The 17,858-nt window shown below is 69.3% G+C and carries 23 protein-coding genes and 1 pseudogene; 18 read left to right on the forward strand and 6 right to left on the reverse strand.

What is annotated here, in order from left to right; translation table 11 throughout:
- Window positions 1-45 precede the first annotated feature (45 nt).
- The 16 genes from rpsH to truA all read left to right on the forward strand — a co-directional run bounded on the left by rpsH (window position 46) and on the right by truA (window position 10,264).
- The gene (rpsH, locus tag I5Q34_RS12870; RefSeq protein WP_189454761.1) at window positions 46-444 is read left to right on the forward strand and encodes a 30S ribosomal protein S8; all 399 of its coding nucleotides are present in this window, start codon (window positions 46-48) and stop codon (window positions 442-444) included.
- Between the two features lie 22 nt (window positions 445-466).
- Window positions 467-1,006: a 50S ribosomal protein L6 gene (rplF, locus tag I5Q34_RS12875; protein ID WP_199892312.1), complete on the forward strand. Its 540-nt coding sequence runs from the start codon at window positions 467-469 to the stop codon at window positions 1,004-1,006.
- Window positions 1,007-1,009: 3 nt separating this feature from the next.
- A complete protein-coding gene (gene rplR / locus I5Q34_RS12880; RefSeq protein ID WP_199892313.1) occupies window positions 1,010-1,393 on the forward strand; it encodes a 50S ribosomal protein L18 in 384 nt (127 codons plus the stop codon).
- A 46-nt stretch (window positions 1,394-1,439) separates the two neighbouring features.
- Complete coding sequence (gene rpsE / locus I5Q34_RS12885; RefSeq protein ID WP_004946659.1) at window positions 1,440-2,042, forward strand: 30S ribosomal protein S5; 603 nt, start codon at window positions 1,440-1,442, stop codon at window positions 2,040-2,042.
- Window positions 2,042-2,224 (forward strand): 50S ribosomal protein L30, encoded by a 183-nt coding sequence (gene rpmD, locus I5Q34_RS12890; RefSeq protein WP_171169730.1) that lies wholly within the window; start codon window positions 2,042-2,044, stop codon window positions 2,222-2,224. The genes rpsE and rpmD overlap by 1 nt, the downstream gene beginning before the upstream one ends.
- Window positions 2,225-2,234: 10 nt before the next feature.
- The gene (gene rplO, locus I5Q34_RS12895) at window positions 2,235-2,690 is read left to right on the forward strand and encodes a 50S ribosomal protein L15 (protein ID WP_199892934.1); all 456 of its coding nucleotides are present in this window, start codon (window positions 2,235-2,237) and stop codon (window positions 2,688-2,690) included.
- A 212-nt stretch (window positions 2,691-2,902) separates the two neighbouring features.
- On the forward strand, window positions 2,903-4,219 hold the full coding sequence (gene secY / locus I5Q34_RS12900) for a preprotein translocase subunit SecY (RefSeq protein WP_199892314.1): 1,317 nt from the start codon (window positions 2,903-2,905) through the stop codon (window positions 4,217-4,219).
- Window positions 4,219-4,878, forward strand: a complete 660-nt coding sequence (locus I5Q34_RS12905) for an adenylate kinase (RefSeq protein WP_199892315.1) — start codon at window positions 4,219-4,221, stop codon at window positions 4,876-4,878. The genes secY and I5Q34_RS12905 overlap by 1 nt, the downstream gene beginning before the upstream one ends.
- Window positions 4,879-4,975: 97 nt before the next feature.
- Complete coding sequence (map, locus tag I5Q34_RS12910) at window positions 4,976-5,815, forward strand: type I methionyl aminopeptidase (protein ID WP_199892316.1); 840 nt, start codon at window positions 4,976-4,978, stop codon at window positions 5,813-5,815.
- Between the two features lie 283 nt (window positions 5,816-6,098).
- Window positions 6,099-6,320, forward strand: a complete 222-nt coding sequence (gene infA, locus I5Q34_RS12915) for a translation initiation factor IF-1 (RefSeq protein WP_003956442.1) — start codon at window positions 6,099-6,101, stop codon at window positions 6,318-6,320.
- A 58-nt stretch (window positions 6,321-6,378) separates the two neighbouring features.
- A complete protein-coding gene (gene rpmJ, locus I5Q34_RS12920; protein ID WP_003956441.1) occupies window positions 6,379-6,492 on the forward strand; it encodes a 50S ribosomal protein L36 in 114 nt (37 codons plus the stop codon).
- Between the two features lie 200 nt (window positions 6,493-6,692).
- The gene (gene rpsM, locus I5Q34_RS12925; RefSeq protein WP_199892317.1) at window positions 6,693-7,073 is read left to right on the forward strand and encodes a 30S ribosomal protein S13; all 381 of its coding nucleotides are present in this window, start codon (window positions 6,693-6,695) and stop codon (window positions 7,071-7,073) included.
- A gap of 65 nt (window positions 7,074-7,138) precedes the next feature.
- Window positions 7,139-7,543 (forward strand): 30S ribosomal protein S11, encoded by a 405-nt coding sequence (gene rpsK / locus I5Q34_RS12930; protein ID WP_003948617.1) that lies wholly within the window; start codon window positions 7,139-7,141, stop codon window positions 7,541-7,543.
- Between the two features lie 127 nt (window positions 7,544-7,670).
- Window positions 7,671-8,693 carry a DNA-directed RNA polymerase subunit alpha gene (locus I5Q34_RS12935; RefSeq protein ID WP_004946635.1) on the forward strand — a complete coding sequence of 341 codons (1,023 nt, stop codon included), beginning with the start codon at window positions 7,671-7,673 and terminating at the stop codon, window positions 8,691-8,693.
- A 163-nt stretch (window positions 8,694-8,856) separates the two neighbouring features.
- A complete protein-coding gene (gene rplQ, locus I5Q34_RS12940; RefSeq protein ID WP_199892318.1) occupies window positions 8,857-9,327 on the forward strand; it encodes a 50S ribosomal protein L17 in 471 nt (156 codons plus the stop codon).
- A gap of 82 nt (window positions 9,328-9,409) precedes the next feature.
- Window positions 9,410-10,264, forward strand: a complete 855-nt coding sequence (truA, locus tag I5Q34_RS12945) for a tRNA pseudouridine(38-40) synthase TruA (RefSeq protein ID WP_199892319.1) — start codon at window positions 9,410-9,412, stop codon at window positions 10,262-10,264.
- A gap of 22 nt (window positions 10,265-10,286) precedes the next feature.
- Here truA and I5Q34_RS12950 read toward each other — a convergent pair whose 3' ends face one another.
- A complete protein-coding gene (locus tag I5Q34_RS12950) occupies window positions 10,287-12,386 on the reverse strand; it encodes a glycosyltransferase (protein ID WP_199892320.1) in 2,100 nt (699 codons plus the stop codon).
- A gap of 361 nt (window positions 12,387-12,747) precedes the next feature.
- Here I5Q34_RS12950 and I5Q34_RS12955 point away from each other — a divergent pair, with 361 nt between their 5' ends.
- A complete protein-coding gene (locus tag I5Q34_RS12955) occupies window positions 12,748-13,539 on the forward strand; it encodes a hypothetical protein (protein WP_199892321.1) in 792 nt (263 codons plus the stop codon).
- Window positions 13,540-13,750: 211 nt separating this feature from the next.
- Here I5Q34_RS12955 and I5Q34_RS12960 read toward each other — a convergent pair whose 3' ends face one another.
- The 3 genes and pseudogenes from I5Q34_RS12960 to I5Q34_RS36005 all read right to left on the reverse strand — a co-directional run.
- A complete protein-coding gene (locus I5Q34_RS12960; protein WP_199892322.1) occupies window positions 13,751-14,005 on the reverse strand; it encodes a plastocyanin/azurin family copper-binding protein in 255 nt (84 codons plus the stop codon).
- Window positions 14,006-14,101: 96 nt separating this feature from the next.
- A complete protein-coding gene (locus I5Q34_RS36000) occupies window positions 14,102-14,872 on the reverse strand; it encodes a LysR family substrate-binding domain-containing protein (RefSeq protein WP_374193018.1) in 771 nt (256 codons plus the stop codon).
- Between the two features lie 99 nt (window positions 14,873-14,971).
- Window positions 14,972-15,301, reverse strand: a pseudogene (locus I5Q34_RS36005) (LysR family transcriptional regulator); the annotation flags it as partial.
- A 282-nt stretch (window positions 15,302-15,583) separates the two neighbouring features.
- Here I5Q34_RS36005 and snpA point away from each other — a divergent pair.
- Window positions 15,584-16,252 (forward strand): snapalysin, encoded by a 669-nt coding sequence (snpA, locus tag I5Q34_RS12970; protein WP_199892324.1) that lies wholly within the window; start codon window positions 15,584-15,586, stop codon window positions 16,250-16,252.
- A gap of 64 nt (window positions 16,253-16,316) precedes the next feature.
- Here the strand turns inward: snpA and I5Q34_RS12975 are convergent, their stop codons facing one another.
- Both I5Q34_RS12975 and I5Q34_RS12980 read right to left on the reverse strand, forming a co-directional pair.
- The gene (locus I5Q34_RS12975; RefSeq protein ID WP_199892325.1) at window positions 16,317-16,940 is read right to left on the reverse strand and encodes a DedA family protein; all 624 of its coding nucleotides are present in this window, start codon (window positions 16,938-16,940) and stop codon (window positions 16,317-16,319) included.
- A 261-nt stretch (window positions 16,941-17,201) separates the two neighbouring features.
- Window positions 17,202-17,675, reverse strand: coding sequence for a DoxX family protein (locus I5Q34_RS12980; protein ID WP_199892326.1), 474 nt, complete (start codon window positions 17,673-17,675; stop codon window positions 17,202-17,204).
- Window positions 17,676-17,858: the final 183 nt, after the last annotated feature.

Genomic DNA, 17,858 nt, shown 5'->3' on the forward strand with positions numbered 1-17,858 from the left:
ATGGCGCACATAGGAAACCCCGGCGAGAGAGGCCGAAGGCCAAACATGACCATGACCGATCCGATCGCAGACATGCTGACCCGTCTGCGGAACGCGAACTCGGCTTACCACGACACCGTGGCCATGCCCCACAGCAAGATCAAGGCGCACATCGCCGAGATCCTGCAGCAGGAGGGCTACATCTCCGGCTGGAAGGTCGAGGACGCCGAGGTCGGCAAGTCCCTCGTCATCGACCTGAAGTTCGGTCCGAACCGTGAGCGCTCCATCGCGGGCATCAAGCGGATCTCGAAGCCGGGCCTCCGGGTCTACGCAAAGTCCACCAACCTGCCGAAGGTCCTCGGCGGCCTGGGCGTGGCGATCATCTCCACGTCCCACGGTCTCCTGACCGGCCAGCAGGCCAGCAAGAAGGGCGTGGGTGGGGAAGTCCTCGCCTACGTCTGGTAACCCGGGAACGGAGGAATAGCTAATGTCGCGTATTGGCAAGCTGCCCATCCAGGTTCCCGCTGGTGTGGACGTCACCATCGACGGCCGTGCGGTCCAGGTGAAGGGCCCCAAGGGCGCCCTGAGCCTGACCCTCTCGGCGCCGATCGAGATCGTTAAGGGCGAGGACGGCGTTCTGTCCGTCACGCGTCCGAACGACGAGCGTCAGAACAAGGCCCTGCACGGTCTGTCCCGCACGCTGGTGGCGAACATGATCACCGGCGTGACCCAGGGCTACAGCAAGAAGCTCGAGATCAGCGGTGTCGGTTACCGCGTCCAGGCGAAGGGCTCCAACCTGGAGTTCGCCCTGGGCTACAGCCACCCGATCCTGATCGAGGCCCCCGAGGGCATCACCTTCAAGGTGGAGTCCCCGACCAAGCTGACTGTCGAGGGCATCGACAAGCAGAAGGTCGGCGAGGTCGCCGCGAACATCCGCAAGCTGCGGAAGCCCGACCCGTACAAGGCCAAGGGTGTCAAGTACGAGGGCGAAGTCATCCGCCGCAAGGTCGGAAAGGCTGGTAAGTAAGCCATGGCATACGGTGTCAAGATTGCTAAGGGCGACGCGTACAAGCGCACCGCCAAGCAGCGCCGTCACATCCGCATCCGGAAGAACATTTCGGGTACGGCTGAGCGCCCCCGTCTCGTGGTGACGCGTTCCAACCGTGGCATCACCGCCCAGGTCATCGACGACCTCCAGGGCCACACCCTGGCGTCGGCGTCCCACCTGGACGCTTCGATCCGCGGTGGCGAGGGCGACAAGAGCGCCCAGGCCAAGAAGGTTGGCGCCCTGGTCGCCGAGCGTGCCAAGGCCGCCGGTGTCGAGGCCGTCGTGTTCGACCGCGGTGGCAACCAGTACGCCGGGCGCATTGCCGCTCTGGCGGACGCCGCCCGCGAAGCCGGGCTGAAGTTCTAAGCCCCGGTTCCGGAGCTAGCGGACGTAACAGAGAGAGGTAATTCCAATGGCTGGACCCCAGCGCCGCGGAAGCGGTGCCGGTGGCGGCGAGCGGCGGGACCGGAAGGGTCGCGACGGTGGCGCTGCCGCCGAGAAGACCGCGTACGTTGAGCGCGTAGTCGCGATCAACCGCGTCGCCAAGGTTGTCAAGGGTGGTCGCCGCTTCAGCTTCACCGCGCTGGTCGTGGTGGGCGACGGTGACGGCACGGTCGGTGTCGGTTACGGCAAGGCCAAGGAAGTTCCGGCTGCCATCGCCAAGGGCGTGGAAGAGGCCAAGAAGAACTTCTTCAAGGTCCCCCGTATCCAGGGCACCGTCCCGCACCCGATCCAGGGCGAGAAGGCGGCCGGCGTCGTCATGCTCAAGCCCGCTTCCCCCGGTACCGGTGTTATCGCCGGTGGCCCGGTGCGAGCGGTGCTCGAGTGCGCCGGCATCCACGACATCCTGTCGAAGTCGCTCGGTTCTTCGAACCCGATCAACATCGTGCACGCCACGGTGGAGGCCCTCAAGGGACTGCAGCGTCCCGAGGAGATCGCCGCCCGTCGTGGTCTGCCGCTCGAGGACGTCGCTCCCGCCGCTCTGCTGCGGGCGCGTGCAGGGGCGGGTGCGTAATGGCTCGCCTCAAGGTCACGCAGACCAAGTCCTACATCGGCAGCAAGCAGAACCACCGCGACACCCTGCGTTCGCTTGGTCTCAAGAAGATCAACGACGTGGTTGTCAAGGAGGACCGTCCCGAGATCCGCGGCATGGTGCAGACCGTCCGCCACCTCGTCACGGTCGAGGAGGTCGACTGACATGGCTGGTATGTCTGCGGACAACCCGCTGAAGGTCCACAACCTCCGTCCCGCCCCGGGCGCCAAGACCGCCAAGACCCGTGTGGGTCGTGGTGAGGCGTCGAAGGGTAAGACGGCCGGTCGTGGTACCAAGGGCACCAAGGCCCGTTACCAGGTTCCGGAGCGCTTCGAGGGTGGGCAGATGCCCCTCCACATGCGCCTCCCGAAGCTGAAGGGCTTCAAGAACCCCGCCCACAAGCAGTTCCAGGTCGTGAACCTGGACAAGCTGGCCGCGCTCTACCCGCAGGGTGGCGAGGTCACGGTGGCCGACCTGGTCGCCAAGGGCGCTGTTCGCAAGAACGAGCTCGTCAAGGTCCTTGGCCAGGGCGAGATCTCCGTGGCGCTGCAGGTGACGGTGGACGCCGTCTCCTCCTCCGCCCAGGAGAAGATTGCCGCCGCCGGCGGCACCGTCACCGAGCTCATCTGAGTTCGTTGATCTGACAACCGGGGATGTCCCATCAGGGGCATCCCCGGTTGGTCGTTCCAAGCCGGGCACGGTCGCCGGTAAGGTGGCGTGGACTGTTGCTGTACCTATGGGGGGTTCAGGCCCCCTGGCCGTGCGGCTTTGACTGCTAAGTATTCGTCGATCCTCAAGACCGTTACCTCTCACGCAGGCGCGTGGGAGGCGCAGGAGGCACCGTGCTCACCGCGTTCGCCCGGGCGTTCAAGACGCCCGACCTGCGCAAGAAGCTGCTGTTCACGCTCGGCATTCTGGTGCTCTACCGGCTCGGGTCGCACATCCCCGTGCCCGGTATCAACTACCAGAACGTCCAGACGTGCGTCGACCAGGCCAAGAGTGGTCAGGGACTGTTCGGCCTCGTGAACATGTTCAGTGGTGGCGCGCTGCTGCAGATCACGATCTTCGCGCTGGGGGTCATGCCGTACATCACGGCAAGCATCATCCTGCAGCTGCTGACGGTTGTGATTCCCCGACTCGAGGCCCTGAAGAAGGAGGGGCAGACGGGCCAGGCGAAGATCACGCAGTACACGCGTTATCTGACCGTCGCGCTCGCCGTGCTCCAGGGCACCGGCCTGGTCGCCGTCGCGCGCAGCGGTGCGCTCTTCGGCAACTGCCCGGTCGGCAACCAGGTTGTTCCGAACCAGTCCATCTTCACCACCATCACCATGGTCGTCACGATGACCGCGGGCACCGCGCTGATCATGTGGCTCGGTGAGCTCGTCACCGACCGCGGCATCGGCAACGGCATGTCGATCCTGATGTTCACCTCGATCGCCGCCCAGTTCCCGAGCGCGCTGTGGGCCATCAAGCTCCAGGGCAAGCTGATGGACGGCTGGCTGGAGTTCGGGCTCGTGATCCTCTGCGGCCTCGCGATGGTCGCGCTGGTGGTCTTCGTCGAGCAGGCGCAGCGCCGGGTGCCGGTGCAGTACGCGAAGCGCATGATCGGCCGCCGTTCGTACGGCGGGACGTCCACCTACATCCCGTTGAAGGTGAACCAGGCCGGTGTGATCCCGGTCATTTTCGCCTCGTCGCTGCTCTACATCCCGGCTCTGCTGGTGCAGTTCACCGGTGACAAGAACTCGGCCTGGGCGACCTGGATCAATGCCAATCTGGTCAAGGGTGACCACCCCATCTACATGGTCACCTACTTCCTGCTGATCGTGTTCTTCGCGTTCTTCTACGTCGCCATCTCCTTCAACCCCGAAGAAGTTGCAGACAACATGAAGAAGTATGGTGGGTTCATCCCGGGCATCCGGGCGGGACGTCCCACCGCGGAGTACCTGAGCTACGTGCTGAACCGCATCACGTGGCCCGGCTCTCTCTACCTGGGCCTGATCGCCCTGGTGCCCACCGTGGCGCTGGTCACACTCAACGCGAACCAGAACTTCCCGTTCGGGGGAACCAGCATCCTGATCATCGTGGGTGTCGGTCTGGAGACTGTGAAGCAGATCGAGAGCCAGCTTCAGCAGCGCAACTACGAAGGGTTCCTCCGCTGATGCGAATCGTCCTCGTCGGGCCGCCCGGCGCCGGCAAGGGTACGCAGGCCGCGTACCTCGCCAAGAACCTTGCGATCCCGCACATTTCCACGGGTGACCTCTTCCGGGCGAACATCAGCCAGGGCACGCCGCTGGGCGTGAAGGCCAAGGAGTACATGAGCGCGGGCCAGCTCGTGCCGGACTCCGTCACCATCGGCATGGCCGAGGACCGCATGGAACAGCCGGACGCCGAGGGCGGCTTCCTGCTGGACGGCTTCCCGCGCAACATCGGCCAGGCCGAGGCGCTGGACGCGTTCCTGGGCGGCAAGGGCCGGGGGCTCGACGCGGTCCTGGACCTGGAGGTCCCGGAGGACGAGGTCGTCAAGCGGATCGCCGGCCGCCGGATCTGCCGCGCGGACAGCAGCCACGTCTTCCACGTGATCTACAACCAGCCGCGGTCCGAGGGCGTCTGCGACGTCTGCGGCGGCGAGCTGTACCAGCGCGACGACGACCGTGAGGACACGGTCCGCAAGCGGCTGGAGGTCTACCACAGCGAGACCGAGCCGATCATCGACTACTACAAGGCCCAGGGCCTCGTGGTGACGATCTCGGCGCTCGGCAAGGTCGCCGAGGTGACCCAGCGGGCCATGGAGGCGCTGCCCTCGCGGGACGCCTCCTGACCCCACCGTCCGTGGTGCTACGGCCGCGATGCCCTCCGGGGTGTCGCGGCCGTAGTGTTGTGGGAACACATTGTCGCAATCCTCGAGGAAGGCCCCCATGGCGGTAGAGATCAAGACGCCGGACCAGATCGCGAAGATGCGCGAGGCGGGGCTGGTCGTCGCCGCCATCCACGCGGCCACCCGGGAGGCGGCCGTGCCCGGGGCCACGACCAAGGACCTGGACGACGTCGCCCGCAAGGTGCTCGCCGAGCACGGCGCGAAGTCGAACTTCCTCGGGTACGGCGGGTTCCCGGCCACGATCTGCACCTCGGTGAACGAGGTCGTCGTGCATGGCATCCCGGACACGAAGACCGTCCTGAAGGACGGCGACATCATCTCCATCGACGCGGGCGCGATCGTGGACGGCTGGCATGGTGACGCCGCCTTCACGGCCTTCGTGGGCACCGGCCACGCGCCGGAGCTGGTCGAGCTCTCCCGGGTGACCCAGGAGTCCATGTGGGCCGGCATCGCCGCCGTGAAGAACGGCGGCCGGCTGGTGGACATCTCCCGGGCCATCGAGACGTACATCCGCCGCCAGCCGCGTCCGGCCACCGGCAAGTACGGGATCATCGAGGACTACGGCGGGCACGGCATCGGCTCCGAGATGCACATGGACCCGCACCTGCTGAACTACGTCTCCCGCAAGCGCGGCCGCGGGCCGAAGCTGGTGCCCGGCTTCTGCATCGCGATCGAGCCGATGGTCTCGCTGGGGACGCCCCGCACCCACGTCCTGGAGGACGACTGGACGGTTCTCACGGACGACCTGACATGGTCGTCCCACTGGGAGCACTCGGTCGCCCTGACGGAGGACGGTCCGCTGGTCCTGACGGCCGTCGACGGCGGCAAGGCGAAGCTGGCCGAGCTGGGTGTGACGGCTGCGCCGGATCCGCTGGGCTGAAGCCTGTGAGGCGCCCCCGGCGCCGAGCCCGCGAGGTGGCGTCGGGAGGATCCGCCGGGCCGAGCGGGGTCCCGTGGCCCGGGGGCGCCCGGGTTCGAGGTGTCAGGGGCCCGTTCGGGGTCGGTTAACGATCTCCCTGGGTGGGCAGACACCCCCCTGGATTAGTCTTTCCGGTTGCCCTGACGTAGACTGACGCGTCGGCTCTCGTGTATCCGCATGCCCGCGTTCACGCGGGGGTACGAATCACAGAGTCGATCAAGGTAGCCGATTCGAAAGGCGAAGCGTGGCCAAGAAGCAAGGTGCCATCGAGATTGAGGGCACCGTGATCGAGTCTCTGCCGAACGCAATGTTCAAGGTGGAGCTCCAGAACGGTCACAAGGTCCTCGCGCACATCAGCGGCAAGATGCGGATGCACTACATCCGTATCCTTCCCGACGACCGGGTCGTAGTGGAGCTCTCTCCGTACGACCTGACGCGCGGACGGATCGTCTACCGCTACAAGTAGATCTTGCCGCCGCCCCGTTCCGCGGGGTGAAGGCACTGACCCGGAGAACCTCACACCCATGAAGGTCAAGCCGAGCGTCAAGAAGATCTGCGACAAGTGCAAGGTGATCCGCCGCCACGGCCGGGTCATGGTCATCTGCGACAACCTGCGCCACAAGCAGCGCCAGGGCTGACGCAGGACCTGCACTCCGCAGTTCCTTCGCGCGACGCGAGCAATACGTACATACGCAGGACCCGTCCCTCTCTGTGATGGAGGGCGACACCCCCGGCTCGGAGGCCGGGGACCCGGTCGGTACCAAATCTTCGAACAGAAGAGGCCGGCCGTCGGGAGTGGTCCTGTGGAAGACCTCCGACGAACATCTGGAGCCATTCAATGGCACGCGTTTCCGGTGTCGACATCCCGCGTGAAAAGCGCGTGGAGGTCGCACTCACCTACGTCTTCGGCATCGGCCGCACCCTGGCGCAGGAGACCCTCGCCGCCACCGGTGTGAACCCGAACACCCGCGTTCGCGACCTGTCCGAGGAGGACCTGGTCAAGATCCGCGAGTACGTGGACGCGAACATCAAGACCGAGGGTGACCTCCGCCGTGAGGTCCAGGCCGACATCCGCCGCAAGGTCGAGATCGGCTGCTACCAGGGTCTGCGTCACCGTCGTGGCCTGCCCGTCCACGGCCAGCGCACCAGCACGAACGCCCGTACCCGCAAGGGCCCGCGTCGCGCCATCGCCGGCAAGAAGAAGCCGGGCAAGAAGTAGTCCTCAGCGGACGCTCGTCAGCGGTCTTCGCTGTAGGACCGACCACCTCCCGTAGGAGATAAGAGATGCCCCCCAAGGGTCGTCAGGGCGCTGCCAAGAAGGTGCGCCGCAAGGAAAAGAAGAACGTCGCTCACGGCCACGCGCACATCAAGAGCACGTTCAACAACACGATCGTCTCGATCACCGACCCCACGGGCAACGTGATCTCCTGGGCCTCCGCCGGCCACGTCGGCTTCAAGGGCTCGCGCAAGTCGACCCCGTTCGCCGCGCAGATGGCCGCCGAGTCGGCCGCGCGCCGCGCGCAGGAGCACGGCATGCGCAAGGTTGACGTCTTCGTCAAGGGTCCCGGCTCCGGCCGTGAGACCGCGATCCGCTCCCTCCAGGCCACCGGCCTCGAGGTCGGCTCGATCCAGGACGTCACGCCGACCCCGCACAACGGCTGCCGTCCCCCGAAGCGTCGTCGCGTCTGACGCGGCGCGGCTTCGGCTGCTGCCTTGAGGGTGTGGGCGGTACGGCTCCTCGGAGCCGTGCCGCCCGTACCCTTGTAGTACCTCAGGACATCAAATAGTGGGTGTCCATGACTGAAGGATTCTTCGCATGCTGATCGCTCAGCGTCCCTCGCTGACCGAAGAGGTCGTCGACGAGTTCCGCTCCCGGTTCGTCATCGAGCCGCTGGAGCCGGGCTTCGGCTACACCCTCGGCAACTCCCTGCGCCGTACGCTCCTCTCCTCGATCCCGGGTGCGGCGGTCACGTCCATCCGCATCGACGGTGTCCTGCACGAGTTCACCACCGTGCCGGGCGTCAAGGAGGACGTCACCGACCTGATCCTCAACATCAAGCAGCTGGTCGTCTCCTCGGAGCACGACGAGCCGGTCGTGATGTACCTGCGCAAGCAGGGCCCGGGTCTGGTCACCGCCGCGGACATCGCCCCGCCGGCCGGCGTCGAGGTGCACAACCCCGACCTGGTCCTGGCGACCCTGAACGCCAAGGGCAAGCTGGAGATGGAGCTGACCGTCGAGCGCGGTCGCGGCTACGTCTCCGCCGTCCAGAACAAGCAGGTGGGCCAGGAGATCGGCCGCATTCCGGTCGACTCCATCTACTCGCCGGTGCTCAAGGTCACCTACAAGGTCGAGGCGACCCGTGTCGAGCAGCGCACCGACTTCGACAAGCTGATCGTCGACGTCGAGACCAAGCAGGCCATGCGTCCGCGTGACGCCATGGCTTCGGCCGGTAAGACGCTCGTCGAGCTGTTCGGTCTCGCCCGCGAGCTGAACATCGACGCCGAGGGCATCGACATGGGCCCGTCCCCGACGGACGCCGCCCTGGCCGCCGACCTGGCGCTGCCGATCGAGGAGCTCGAGCTCACCGTTCGGTCCTACAACTGCCTCAAGCGTGAGGGCATCCACTCCGTGGGTGAGCTCGTCGCCCGCTCCGAGGCCGACCTGCTCGACATCCGCAACTTCGGTGCGAAGTCGATCGACGAGGTCAAGGCGAAGCTGGCCGGCATGGGCCTGGCCCTCAAGGACAGCCCGCCCGGATTCGACCCGACCGCCGCCGCCGACGCGTTTGGCGCCGACGACGACGCGGACGCGGGTTTTGTGGAGACCGAGCAGTACTGATCGGTCTTCGGGTGCGGGAGCGCTGTGGCTGGTCGCACAGTTCCCCGCGCCCCTTCCGGACCCGCCCCTTCGGGGCTTGTCCGGATCTCCGACGGGCGACCGCCCGCTCGGATACTGACTCCGGTACCTGATACGGCCGGGGCAGACACCTAGGAGAAACACCATGCCGCGTCCCACCAAGGGTGCCCGTCTGGGCGGCGGTGCCGCGCACGAGAAGCTGATGCTGGCGAACCTCGCCCGCTCGCTCTTCGAGCACGGCCGCATCACCACCACCGAGGCCAAGGCGCGCCGTCTGCGCCCGGTCGCGGAGCGCCTGATCACCAAGGCGAAGAAGGGCGACATCCACAACCGTCGCCAGGTGCTGCAGACGATCACCGACAAGGGCATCGTCCACACCCTCTTCACCGAGATCGCTCCGCGCTACGCCGAGCGTCCGGGTGGCTACACCCGCATCACCAAGATCGGTAACCGCCGTGGCGACAACGCTCCCATGGCCGTGATCGAGCTGGTCGAGGGCGAGATCGCCAAGAAGGCGACCGTCGCCGAGGCCGAGGCCGCCGCCAAGCGCGCGGTCAAGGAGGCCGACGAGGCCGCCAAGGCCGAGGCTCCGGCCGAGGAGTCGAAGGACGCCTGATCTAGGGTGTTCTGTGGTTGGGCCCGTTCCCCGGTCGGGGGCGGGCCCTTCCCGCGTTTGTGGAGCTGGAGAGGAAATCTCGGTGAGTGACGAGGTGGAGCCCGGGTTCGTCCGGGTGCGGCTCGATCTGTCGTACGACGGCAAGGACTTCTCGGGCTGGGCCAAGCAGCGCGAGGGCCAGCGCACGGTGCAGGGCGAGCTGGAGGACGCGATCCGGACCGTGACGCGGTCCAAGGAGACGTACGAGCTGACGGTCGCCGGCCGGACGGACGCGGGGGTGCACGCGCGCGGCCAGGTCGCGCACGTCGACCTGCCGGCCGAGGTGTGGGCCGAGCACGAGGACAAGCTGCTGCGCCGGCTCGCGGGCCGGCTGTCGCACGACGTCCGGGTGTGGCGGGCGGCCGAGGCGCCGGCCGGGTTCAACGCCCGGTTCTCGGCGATCTGGCGGCGGTACGCGTACCGGGTCGTGGACCACCCGGGCGGTGTGGACCCGCTGTTGCGCGGTCATGTCCTGTGGCACGACTGGCCGTTGGACGTGGAGAAGATGAACGCCGCCGCCGAACGGCTGGTCGGCGAGCACGACTTCGCGGCGTACTGCAAGAAGCGCGAGGGCGCGACGACCATCCGCACGCTCCAGCGGCTGAGTTGGGAGCGGGACGCGTCCGGCGTCGTCACGGCGACCGTGCGGGCGGACGCCTTCTGCCACAACATGGTGCGTTCGCTGGTGGGCGCGCTGCTGTTCGTCGGCGACGGGCACCGGCCGGTGGAGTGGCCGGGCAAGGTGCTGGCGGCCGGGGTGCGGGACTCGGCGGTGCACGTGGTGCGGCCGCACGGGCTGACCCTGGAGGAGGTCGGCTACCCGGCCGACTCCGAGCTCGCCGCCCGCAACCGGGAGGCCCGCAACAAGCGGAGCCTCCCCGGCGCGGGCTGCTGCTGACGCCTTATGGGCCGACGTACCGTCAGCTGCCCTCGGGTGCGGGGCAGCTGACGGCCAGGTCGCTGTTGACGGTGAGGTACGGCTTGACGCCGCCGACCGTCGGGTAGATGTCGGTCTTGTTCCGGTCGACGATGTCGCCGACGATCCGGCCGATCTTCACCGGCTCGGCGTCGCCGGCCAGCCGCAGGGCCAGGTCCCAGATGGCGCCCTCGTCGCCGCGCGCCGCCTTCAGCTGCGAGTTGCGCAGGGTGAAGCGGAACGTGGTGGCGTCCACCACGGTGACCTCGGCCGAGATGTCGGCGGCGGTCTCGGAGCGCGGGGTGCCGATGACGAACGGCTTGGTGTCCTCGGTGAACTCCGTGCCGTGCAGGGTGCCTTCGACGGTGAACCCCGTCTCGGTCTGACGGATCGTCAGCGCCTCGGCGTGGGCGGGGCGGTGCCAGGCGCGCAGGGCCAGGTAGCCGTCCACGGTCGGGTAGGCGATGGACCAGGTGAACGGGGCGCCCGGCAGCGGCTCCAGGTTCAACAGGCCCTTGCCCTCGGCGAGATGGGAGACGACGCGGCGGCGGGCCTTGTCCTCGTCGCGGACGACGTGCAGGTCCCAGCGCCCTTCGCTCAGGCGCAGTTCCTCGCGCCGGAGGACGGCGACGTAGGGGGCGCCGGGGGCGGCCGGGGTGGCCAGCGGGACGGAGACGGGCTTGCCCTCCTTGCGGCGGGTCACCGTCAGCGAGAGGTCGTCGCCGGAGAGGCCCTTGCTGTCGACCGAGACCACGAGGTTGCCGTCGGCGTCCACCCGGGTGGAGGCGGTGGCCTTCAGTGGCCGGCGCACTATCTCCTTGAGCGCCTCGGCGACCGGCTTGCGGGCCGGCTGGGCGACCGGCTTGGCGCGCAGCGGGCGGATCATCTTGCCGATCGTGCTGCGCAGGGTGCGGGAGGCCGGGGCCTTCGCCGCGGCGGGGGCGTCCGTCTTCGGCGCGGTGTCCACGCCGAGGGCGCGGATCAGGTCCTCGTACGCGTCGGCGATGGCATCGGGGGCGTAGCGCTGGGACGAGATCTTCGCGGCGGCGCCCATGGAGCGGCGCAGTTCGTCGTCCTCGATCAGCTTGAGCAGGCCGCGGGCGATGCCCTCGCTGTCGCCGACGGGGACGAGGAGGCCGTCCTTGCCGTCGGAGATGATCTCGCCGGGGCCGTGCGGGCAGTCGGTGGCGACGACGGGGACGCCGCAGTTCATGGCCTCCACGATCGTCATGCCGAAGGACTCCTCGCGGGAGGTGACGGCGGCGATGGAGCCCTTGGCCCACTCGGTCTCGATGGGCGAGTGGGCGCCCATGAGGGTGATCGTCTCGGTGAGGCCGAGGCCCTCGACCTGGGTGCGGAGCTTGGCGAGCTCGGGGCCGCGGCCGTAGATGCGCAGCTTCCAGTCGGGGCGCGCGGCGTGGACGGTGGCCCAGGCGGCGACGAGCAGGTCGTAGCGCTTGACCGGGATGAGGCGGCCGGCGGCGACGACGAGCTTGGTGGCCGGGTCGGCGGGCTCGACCTCGGAGGGCGGGCAGCCGTTGGGGATGCAGATGATCTTCGTCTTGACGTCGGGGAACTGCTCGCGGTGGGTGCGGGCGTCCGCCTCGGAGACGGTGGTGTGGGCGTCCAGGAAGGGGATGGCGCGGTCCTGGGCGGCGCGGATTCCCGGCTCGTGGGTGCCGTAGATCCGGTGCTCCTGGCCGATCTTGAGGTACGGGCCGTCCTGGCCGAAGCCGGCCAGATACATCACCAGGCCGGGGCGGGTGGCGACCACGACGTCGGCGTCGGTCTGGGCGAGGTGCTCGGCGACCCGCTGGTCGGTCAGGGCGCTGAAGTGGGCGCCCTTGGCCTCCTTGGGCGGGATGTAGGCGCTGTCCTGCGCGAGGAGCGGGTCGTCCCGGTCGGCGCCCTCCTCGGGGCGGTTGTCGATCAGGTTGACCAGCTTGACCTTGGGGTGCAGGGGCAGGCGGGGCACCTTGCCGGTCCTGATGACGGACACGATCTCCACGTCGTGCCGGGCGGCGAGCGCGCTGGCGACGTTGAAGGTGGAGCGGATGGTGCCGCCGATGCCGTAGGCGTTCTGCAAAAGGAAAGAGATCTTCATGGCGGTGTGTGCGCGGCCCGCTGGCGCCGGCGTCGCGTCCGTCCTTCCCCCTGGCCTGGGTGTGGGGTCCGTCCCCTGCCGGTCCGCTCCGTGCTGAAGACGGCCGGTTCGTATCGGTTAGAGCCGCGGACAGGGGTTTCGGTTGCCTGCGCAGCCTACATTGTGGCCTGCGTCACGCGGGGGTGGTCATGGGACGCCCGATTTCGAATCCGTATGCGGAATGTGATCCTGCTGACGACACTTCGTAGTGGCCCGGGGTGATCCTGTGGCCGGGGGAAGGGCGGGGCGGCGCCGCGGATGCCGGTGTGGCGCGGGCGGACCGGCCCCGCGGGACTGGGAGGCTGGGGGAGTGAAGGCGAAAGTGACGGCTGCGGTCTCCGTGGCCGTGGTGCTGGGACTGACGCTCGGCTGCGGAGGCGGCCGGACGGACCACGAGGCCGACGGCAAGAGCGCGAGCGGGAGCGCCGGCGGGCGGGCGCCCGAGGAGGCCGCCGGACCGCCGAAGGCCGAGGAGGACGGGCCGACCGCCCGTCTCAGGCGCGCCGAGCTGGAGAAGACCGAGGTCGCGGGCCTGGTGATCGAGGAGGCCCCGCCGGGCACGGCCGGCCGCGGCACCCCGGGCAGTGACCTCCCGGAGTGCCTGCCGCTGGCCAACGCGCTGGGCTCCGAGCCGGACCCGAAGCCGCTGGGCTCGGTGGTCAGCACCTTCGCGGGGGCGGGGGAGGACGACGACCTGGAGGGCCTGCTGGGCACCATCCGGGTCGCGGAGTACCGGCCCGGCGGGGCGGCGGCCACCCTGGGGCGGCTGCGCTCGGCGGCCGCGGCCTGTACGGGTGGCTTCCGGATGCGCACCGGCGAGGGTGAGTCGCAGGTCTTCGACGCGGTGGAGACCGTGGCGGCCCCGAAGCTGGGCGACGAGGCGGCGGCCTTCCGGCTGTCGAACGCGGTGGAGGAGGCGCCCAGCCTGATCACCGTCGTCCGGACGGGTGACGTGCTGTCCATGTTCTTCGCCACGAGCCTGGGCGACCCCGAGCGGGTGCGGATCCCCGGACAACTGGTCGCGGCCCAGGTCCGCAAGGTCGTCGCGGTCCAGCGGGGCGAGGCGGGGAGCGACGAGGACGAGGGCGAGGACGTCGGTACCGAGGAGGGCTGAACGCTCCGCCGGAAGCGCCGCGTTGGGTCGTCGACCGGCTGCGGCGCCGTCGTGGCCGGTCGCGCCCACGCGGCGGAGCCGCGCAGCGAAAGGGCCCCGCGCCGCAGCGGGCTTCGTCCGACCCGCTCGGCAGCCCCACGGGCGACGGCCGGTGCGCAATCGGCCGCCGCCCGGACAAGGACCGGACGGCCCGGAGTGCCGGGCCTGTGTGTCAGGCAGCCGTGACTTCCCCCTTCATGGTCGTCGGGTGGAACGAGCAGTGGTACGTGACCGTGCCGCTCCTGGTGAGGGCGAGCGAGAACGTCGCGCCCTGGGCGAGGTTGCCCGAGTTGAAGGAGTTGTCGTCCGCCGTCACCGTATGGAGGGTGCTGACGGTGTTGGTCCAGGTGACCGTATCGCCGACGGCGACCGTCAACTGTGCGGGTATGAAGTCGAAGTTCACGATGGAAACGCGGTGTACGGCCATGTAATGTCCCCCTTCGTTCCAGGTGGGGGTGAAAGCCCCTGGACGGTGGGGAATGCCCCGGCTCGCCCCCTTCAACCGCCGTGTCACCCGGACGAGTCAGGCGGAGATGTCCTGGCGCTCGCGCGGGACGCCCGTGGGTGACACGGACCAGCCGTCGCCGGCGCCGGCCAGCCACGCCCGGTACGTCGCACTGCCGTTGGCGAGCTCGGTGTAGGCGTCCGCCAAATCCGCGTACAGCGCGTCGATTTCGGTGATCGGCACCGCGCCCGGCCGTGTCACCAGTGACAGCTGGGCGGTCAGGGGGTCGCCGAGCAGCGGGCGGACGGCGGTGGCGTCCGTGGGCTCCGTGGTGGGTTCGCAGAAGCGAACGGCTTCGCCGGAGGCGACCAGGTCGGCGGCGGTGGCGCTGTCGCGGACGTGCAGCAGCCGGGGGTTGAGTCCGGCGGTGGTGAAGGCGCGACGGAGCGCGGCGCACTCGTGGCCGGCCGCCGGGTCCATGATCCAGGCGTCGTCGCCGAGTTCGGCGAGCGGGACCACCGGGTGCGCGGCGGCGGGATGGCCGACGGACAGGGCGACGAACCGGGGCTCGCGGGGGACCAGGACGCGGCGCTCCATGTCCGGCGGGAGGCGCAGCGGGAAGCCGGCCGGCTCGTGGATCAGGGCGGCGTCGAGCTGCTTGGAGACGAGGAGTTGGAGCAGGGAGGCCGAGGAGACCTCTATGTGGATCGTGGTCTCGGTGTTGGGCAGCCGCTCGTGGACGCGCCGCAGCCAGCCGGACACGACCCGGCCGCCCACGCTGCCGATCCGCAGGCACAACCCGCCGACGCCGCAGGCCGCGTCGCGCGCGGCCAGAACCAGGGCGGTCATTTCGGCCACGATGGGTCTCGCCCTGGACAGCACGGAATGACCCAGCGGCGTGGGCCTGCTGCCCGTCTGCCCCCGGATGAACAACGTTCCCCCGACGGCTCCCTCGATGCGCCTGAGCTGAGTGGTGAGGGAGGGCTGGGTCATGCCCAGCTGTAACGCGGCCTTCCGTACGCTGCCGGTGTCGGCGATGGCGCAAAGCGCTCGGAGGTGCCTGACCTCAAGCTCCACGGTCGCGAGCATATCCGCGCCCCGTGGGTCACACCAGGCACATCTCGGGCAGATGCGCGAATTGCCCGTGGCGGGGCGGTGGATGGGGGTCCGCGAGGGGCGGCCCGCGCGGGGCCGTCCGCGCAGTGCCGTCCACGCGAGGCCGCCCATGCGGTGCGGTGCGCGCGAGGCCGTGCGCGCGAGGCCGTCAACTCGGGTCATCAACTCGGGCCGTTCACGCGGGCCGTCCACGCGAGACCGTGCGCGCGGGGCCCCACGCAGGCCATCCACGCGGGGCAGCCCGCACGGTGCCGTCCGCACGAGGCCGCCGGCGCGAGGCCGTCCACGAGGGGTGATGGGCCAGGGCTATAGCGGACTGGCATCATCCGCGTCGGCGACGCCTCGGCCCACACTCTCGGCAACCGAAAACCATCGGTGCGCCCCGGCCGAGCGTCCCACCCGCACGGCTCCCCAAGGCGCGCCGCACGAGATGGAGTCCCCCACATGAACCACTCCATGAGGCGTACCCTGCTCGCCGCCACGGCCGCGCTCGGCCTCGGCCTGGCGACCGCGGCCACGGCCGTCCCGGCGACCGCCGCGACCCCCGCGCAGCAGGAGACCGTCAGATCCTCCTACATCGGCTCGCCCCAGGAGGAGGCCAACAACAAGGCGTTCTTCGCCGCGGTGATGAAGTCGGCGCAGGCCAAGCAGGCGAAGTCGCCGGGCCTGCAGACCGTCACGGTGACCTACGACGCCAGCCAGGCGCCGCGGTTCGCGAACCAGATAGCGCAGAGCACACAGATATGGAACAGCTCCGTCCGTAACGTCCGCCTCCAGCAGGGCTCGAACGCGGACTTCCGCTACTACGAGGGCAACGACTCGCGCGGTTCGTACGCGAGCACCGACGGCCACGGCCGGGGGTACATCTTCCTCGACTACCGCCAGAACCAGCAGTACGACTCGGTGCGCGTCACCGCCCACGAGACCGGTCACGTGCTCGGTCTGCCGGACCACTACTCGGGTCCGTGCAGCGAGCTGATGTCGGGCGGCGGCCCCGGCACGTCCTGCACCAACCGCTACCCGAACGCGAACGAGCGCAGCCGGGTGGACTCGCTGTGGCAGAACGGGCTGAGCGCGTTCGCCAAGCAGGGCGCGCTGGCCAAGGCGTACTGACGCGGACATGAAAACGCCGGACGGGCTGTCCTGCCCGTCCGGCGTTCCGCTCCCGCTCCTGCTGTCAGCTCGCTTCGGCTTCCATCCGGCCCGGCCGCCGGACCAGGAACGCGGCGCCCGCCCCCGCGAGGAAGAGCGCGAGGACGGAGACCGCCGTGCCGATCCAGGTGGCGCCGAGCCACTTGCCGCCGAAGTAGCCCAGGCAGACGCTGTAGACGGCCCAGGTCAGCCCGGCCAGCGCGGACCAGGGCAGGAACTCCCGGACCCGGCGGTGCATGACCCCGGCGCCCAGGCTGACCACCGAGCGGCCGGCCGGCGCGAACCGGGCGACGACGACGAGCGCGCCGCCGCCGCGCAGCAGCGCGGTGCCGAGCCGCTCCTGGGCCGTGGTGAGACGGCGGGAACGGGCGATGGCGCGGTCGAAGCGGTCGCCGCCGCGCCAGGCGAGCCGGTAGGCGACCAGGTCACCGAGGACCGAGGCGGTCGCGGCGCAGGCCACCAGGGCGCACATCTGCGGGAAGGCGGTGCCGCTGTGGGTGCTCACGGCCGAGCCCGCCGCGGCGGTGGCGGCGGTGATCACCAGCACGCCGCTCGGCAGCACCGGCAGGAAGACGTCCAACAGGACGGACAGCCCGACGATCACGTATATCCATGGGGTGTCGGCCAACGACCCCAATTGCTCCAGCACGTCCGATCTCCTGATACGGTCCCCCGCCGCGATGTCGCAGGGGAGCGGCAGGAGCGGCCTTCACAACCGTACACAGTACGCGTGGGGCTCCTGGGGTATGTGAATGGGGCACGTGATGTAGTGCGCATCACGTGGCAACGAGATGTGCGTCACATGCCCCTGGAACGGTCCGTGGTGAGGGCCGGTCAGGCCGTCGGACCGGGTCGTCGGATCAGGCCCTCGGATCAGGTCCTCGGACCCGCGGCCCTCACGGACCCGCCGTCACCGGCCGCGGGAGTACAGCCGGCTCAGGGCGATCGGGCCGGGGCCGGTGAAGACCAGCAGCAGGAAGGCCCAGCAGAACATCACCGCGGCCTCGCCGCCGTTCTGGATCGGCCAGAGCGCCAGCTTCTGGTGCGTCTCGAAGTACGCGTACGCCATCGAGCCGGAGGCGATCAGGGCCGCGCCGCGGGTGCCGGCGCCGATCATGACCAGGAGGCCGCAGACGAGCTGGATCATGGCCGCGTACCAGCCGGGCCAGGTGCCGGCCGCGATCGTGCCGCCGTCCGTACCGGCCGCGCCGCCCAGCACTCCGAAGAGCGAGGCGATGCCGTGGACGGCGAACAGCAGGCCGACCACGATGCGGAACAGGGACAGGACGTACGGCCGGGCCGCGTCCAGGCGCTCCGTGAGCGAGGCGGAGCCGTGGGAGGTCGGGGCCGGTTTGTGTGCGGCCTGGGTGGGTGTGGGGGCCATCGTGGAGCTCCTCGTGTCGGGGGACGTGTACGACGAGAGGTCCAAAGGTTAGGTACCCCTCACAATACTTGCAAGTTCAAGTTCTTTATCTCCCCCTCATCTCCCCCTTCGAGACCGTTCGGTTATGCGGGCGGTGGTGAGGCGTGGCGCCCGGGCCCCTGATTCCGCCCGGCCCCTGATTCC

The organism is Streptomyces sp. AV19 (genome assembly GCF_015999245.1).
Taxonomy (GTDB): Bacteria; Actinomycetota; Actinomycetes; order Streptomycetales; family Streptomycetaceae; genus Streptomyces.

Coding starts and splice junctions, on each gene's coding strand:
- rpsH (WP_189454761.1), top strand. CDS start 46: ATGACCATGACCGATCCGATCGCAGACATGCTGACCCGTCTGCGGAAC.
- rplF (WP_199892312.1), top strand. CDS start 467: ATGTCGCGTATTGGCAAGCTGCCCATCCAGGTTCCCGCTGGTGTGGAC.
- rplR (WP_199892313.1), top strand. CDS start 1,010: ATGGCATACGGTGTCAAGATTGCTAAGGGCGACGCGTACAAGCGCACC.
- rpsE (WP_004946659.1), top strand. CDS start 1,440: ATGGCTGGACCCCAGCGCCGCGGAAGCGGTGCCGGTGGCGGCGAGCGG.
- rpmD (WP_171169730.1), top strand. CDS start 2,042: ATGGCTCGCCTCAAGGTCACGCAGACCAAGTCCTACATCGGCAGCAAG.
- rplO (WP_199892934.1), top strand. CDS start 2,235: ATGTCTGCGGACAACCCGCTGAAGGTCCACAACCTCCGTCCCGCCCCG.
- I5Q34_RS12905 (WP_199892315.1), top strand. CDS start 4,219: ATGCGAATCGTCCTCGTCGGGCCGCCCGGCGCCGGCAAGGGTACGCAG.
- map (WP_199892316.1), top strand. CDS start 4,976: ATGGCGGTAGAGATCAAGACGCCGGACCAGATCGCGAAGATGCGCGAG.
- rpmJ (WP_003956441.1), top strand. CDS start 6,379: ATGAAGGTCAAGCCGAGCGTCAAGAAGATCTGCGACAAGTGCAAGGTG.
- rpsM (WP_199892317.1), top strand. CDS start 6,693: ATGGCACGCGTTTCCGGTGTCGACATCCCGCGTGAAAAGCGCGTGGAG.
- rpsK (WP_003948617.1), top strand. CDS start 7,139: ATGCCCCCCAAGGGTCGTCAGGGCGCTGCCAAGAAGGTGCGCCGCAAG.
- I5Q34_RS12935 (WP_004946635.1), top strand. CDS start 7,671: ATGCTGATCGCTCAGCGTCCCTCGCTGACCGAAGAGGTCGTCGACGAG.
- rplQ (WP_199892318.1), top strand. CDS start 8,857: ATGCCGCGTCCCACCAAGGGTGCCCGTCTGGGCGGCGGTGCCGCGCAC.
- I5Q34_RS12950 (WP_199892320.1), bottom strand. CDS start 12,386: ATGAAGATCTCTTTCCTTTTGCAGAACGCCTACGGCATCGGCGGCACC.
- I5Q34_RS12960 (WP_199892322.1), bottom strand. CDS start 14,005: ATGGCCGTACACCGCGTTTCCATCGTGAACTTCGACTTCATACCCGCA.
- I5Q34_RS36000 (WP_374193018.1), bottom strand. CDS start 14,872: ATGACCGCCCTGGTTCTGGCCGCGCGCGACGCGGCCTGCGGCGTCGGC.
- snpA (WP_199892324.1), top strand. CDS start 15,584: ATGAACCACTCCATGAGGCGTACCCTGCTCGCCGCCACGGCCGCGCTC.
- I5Q34_RS12980 (WP_199892326.1), bottom strand. CDS start 17,675: ATGGCCCCCACACCCACCCAGGCCGCACACAAACCGGCCCCGACCTCC.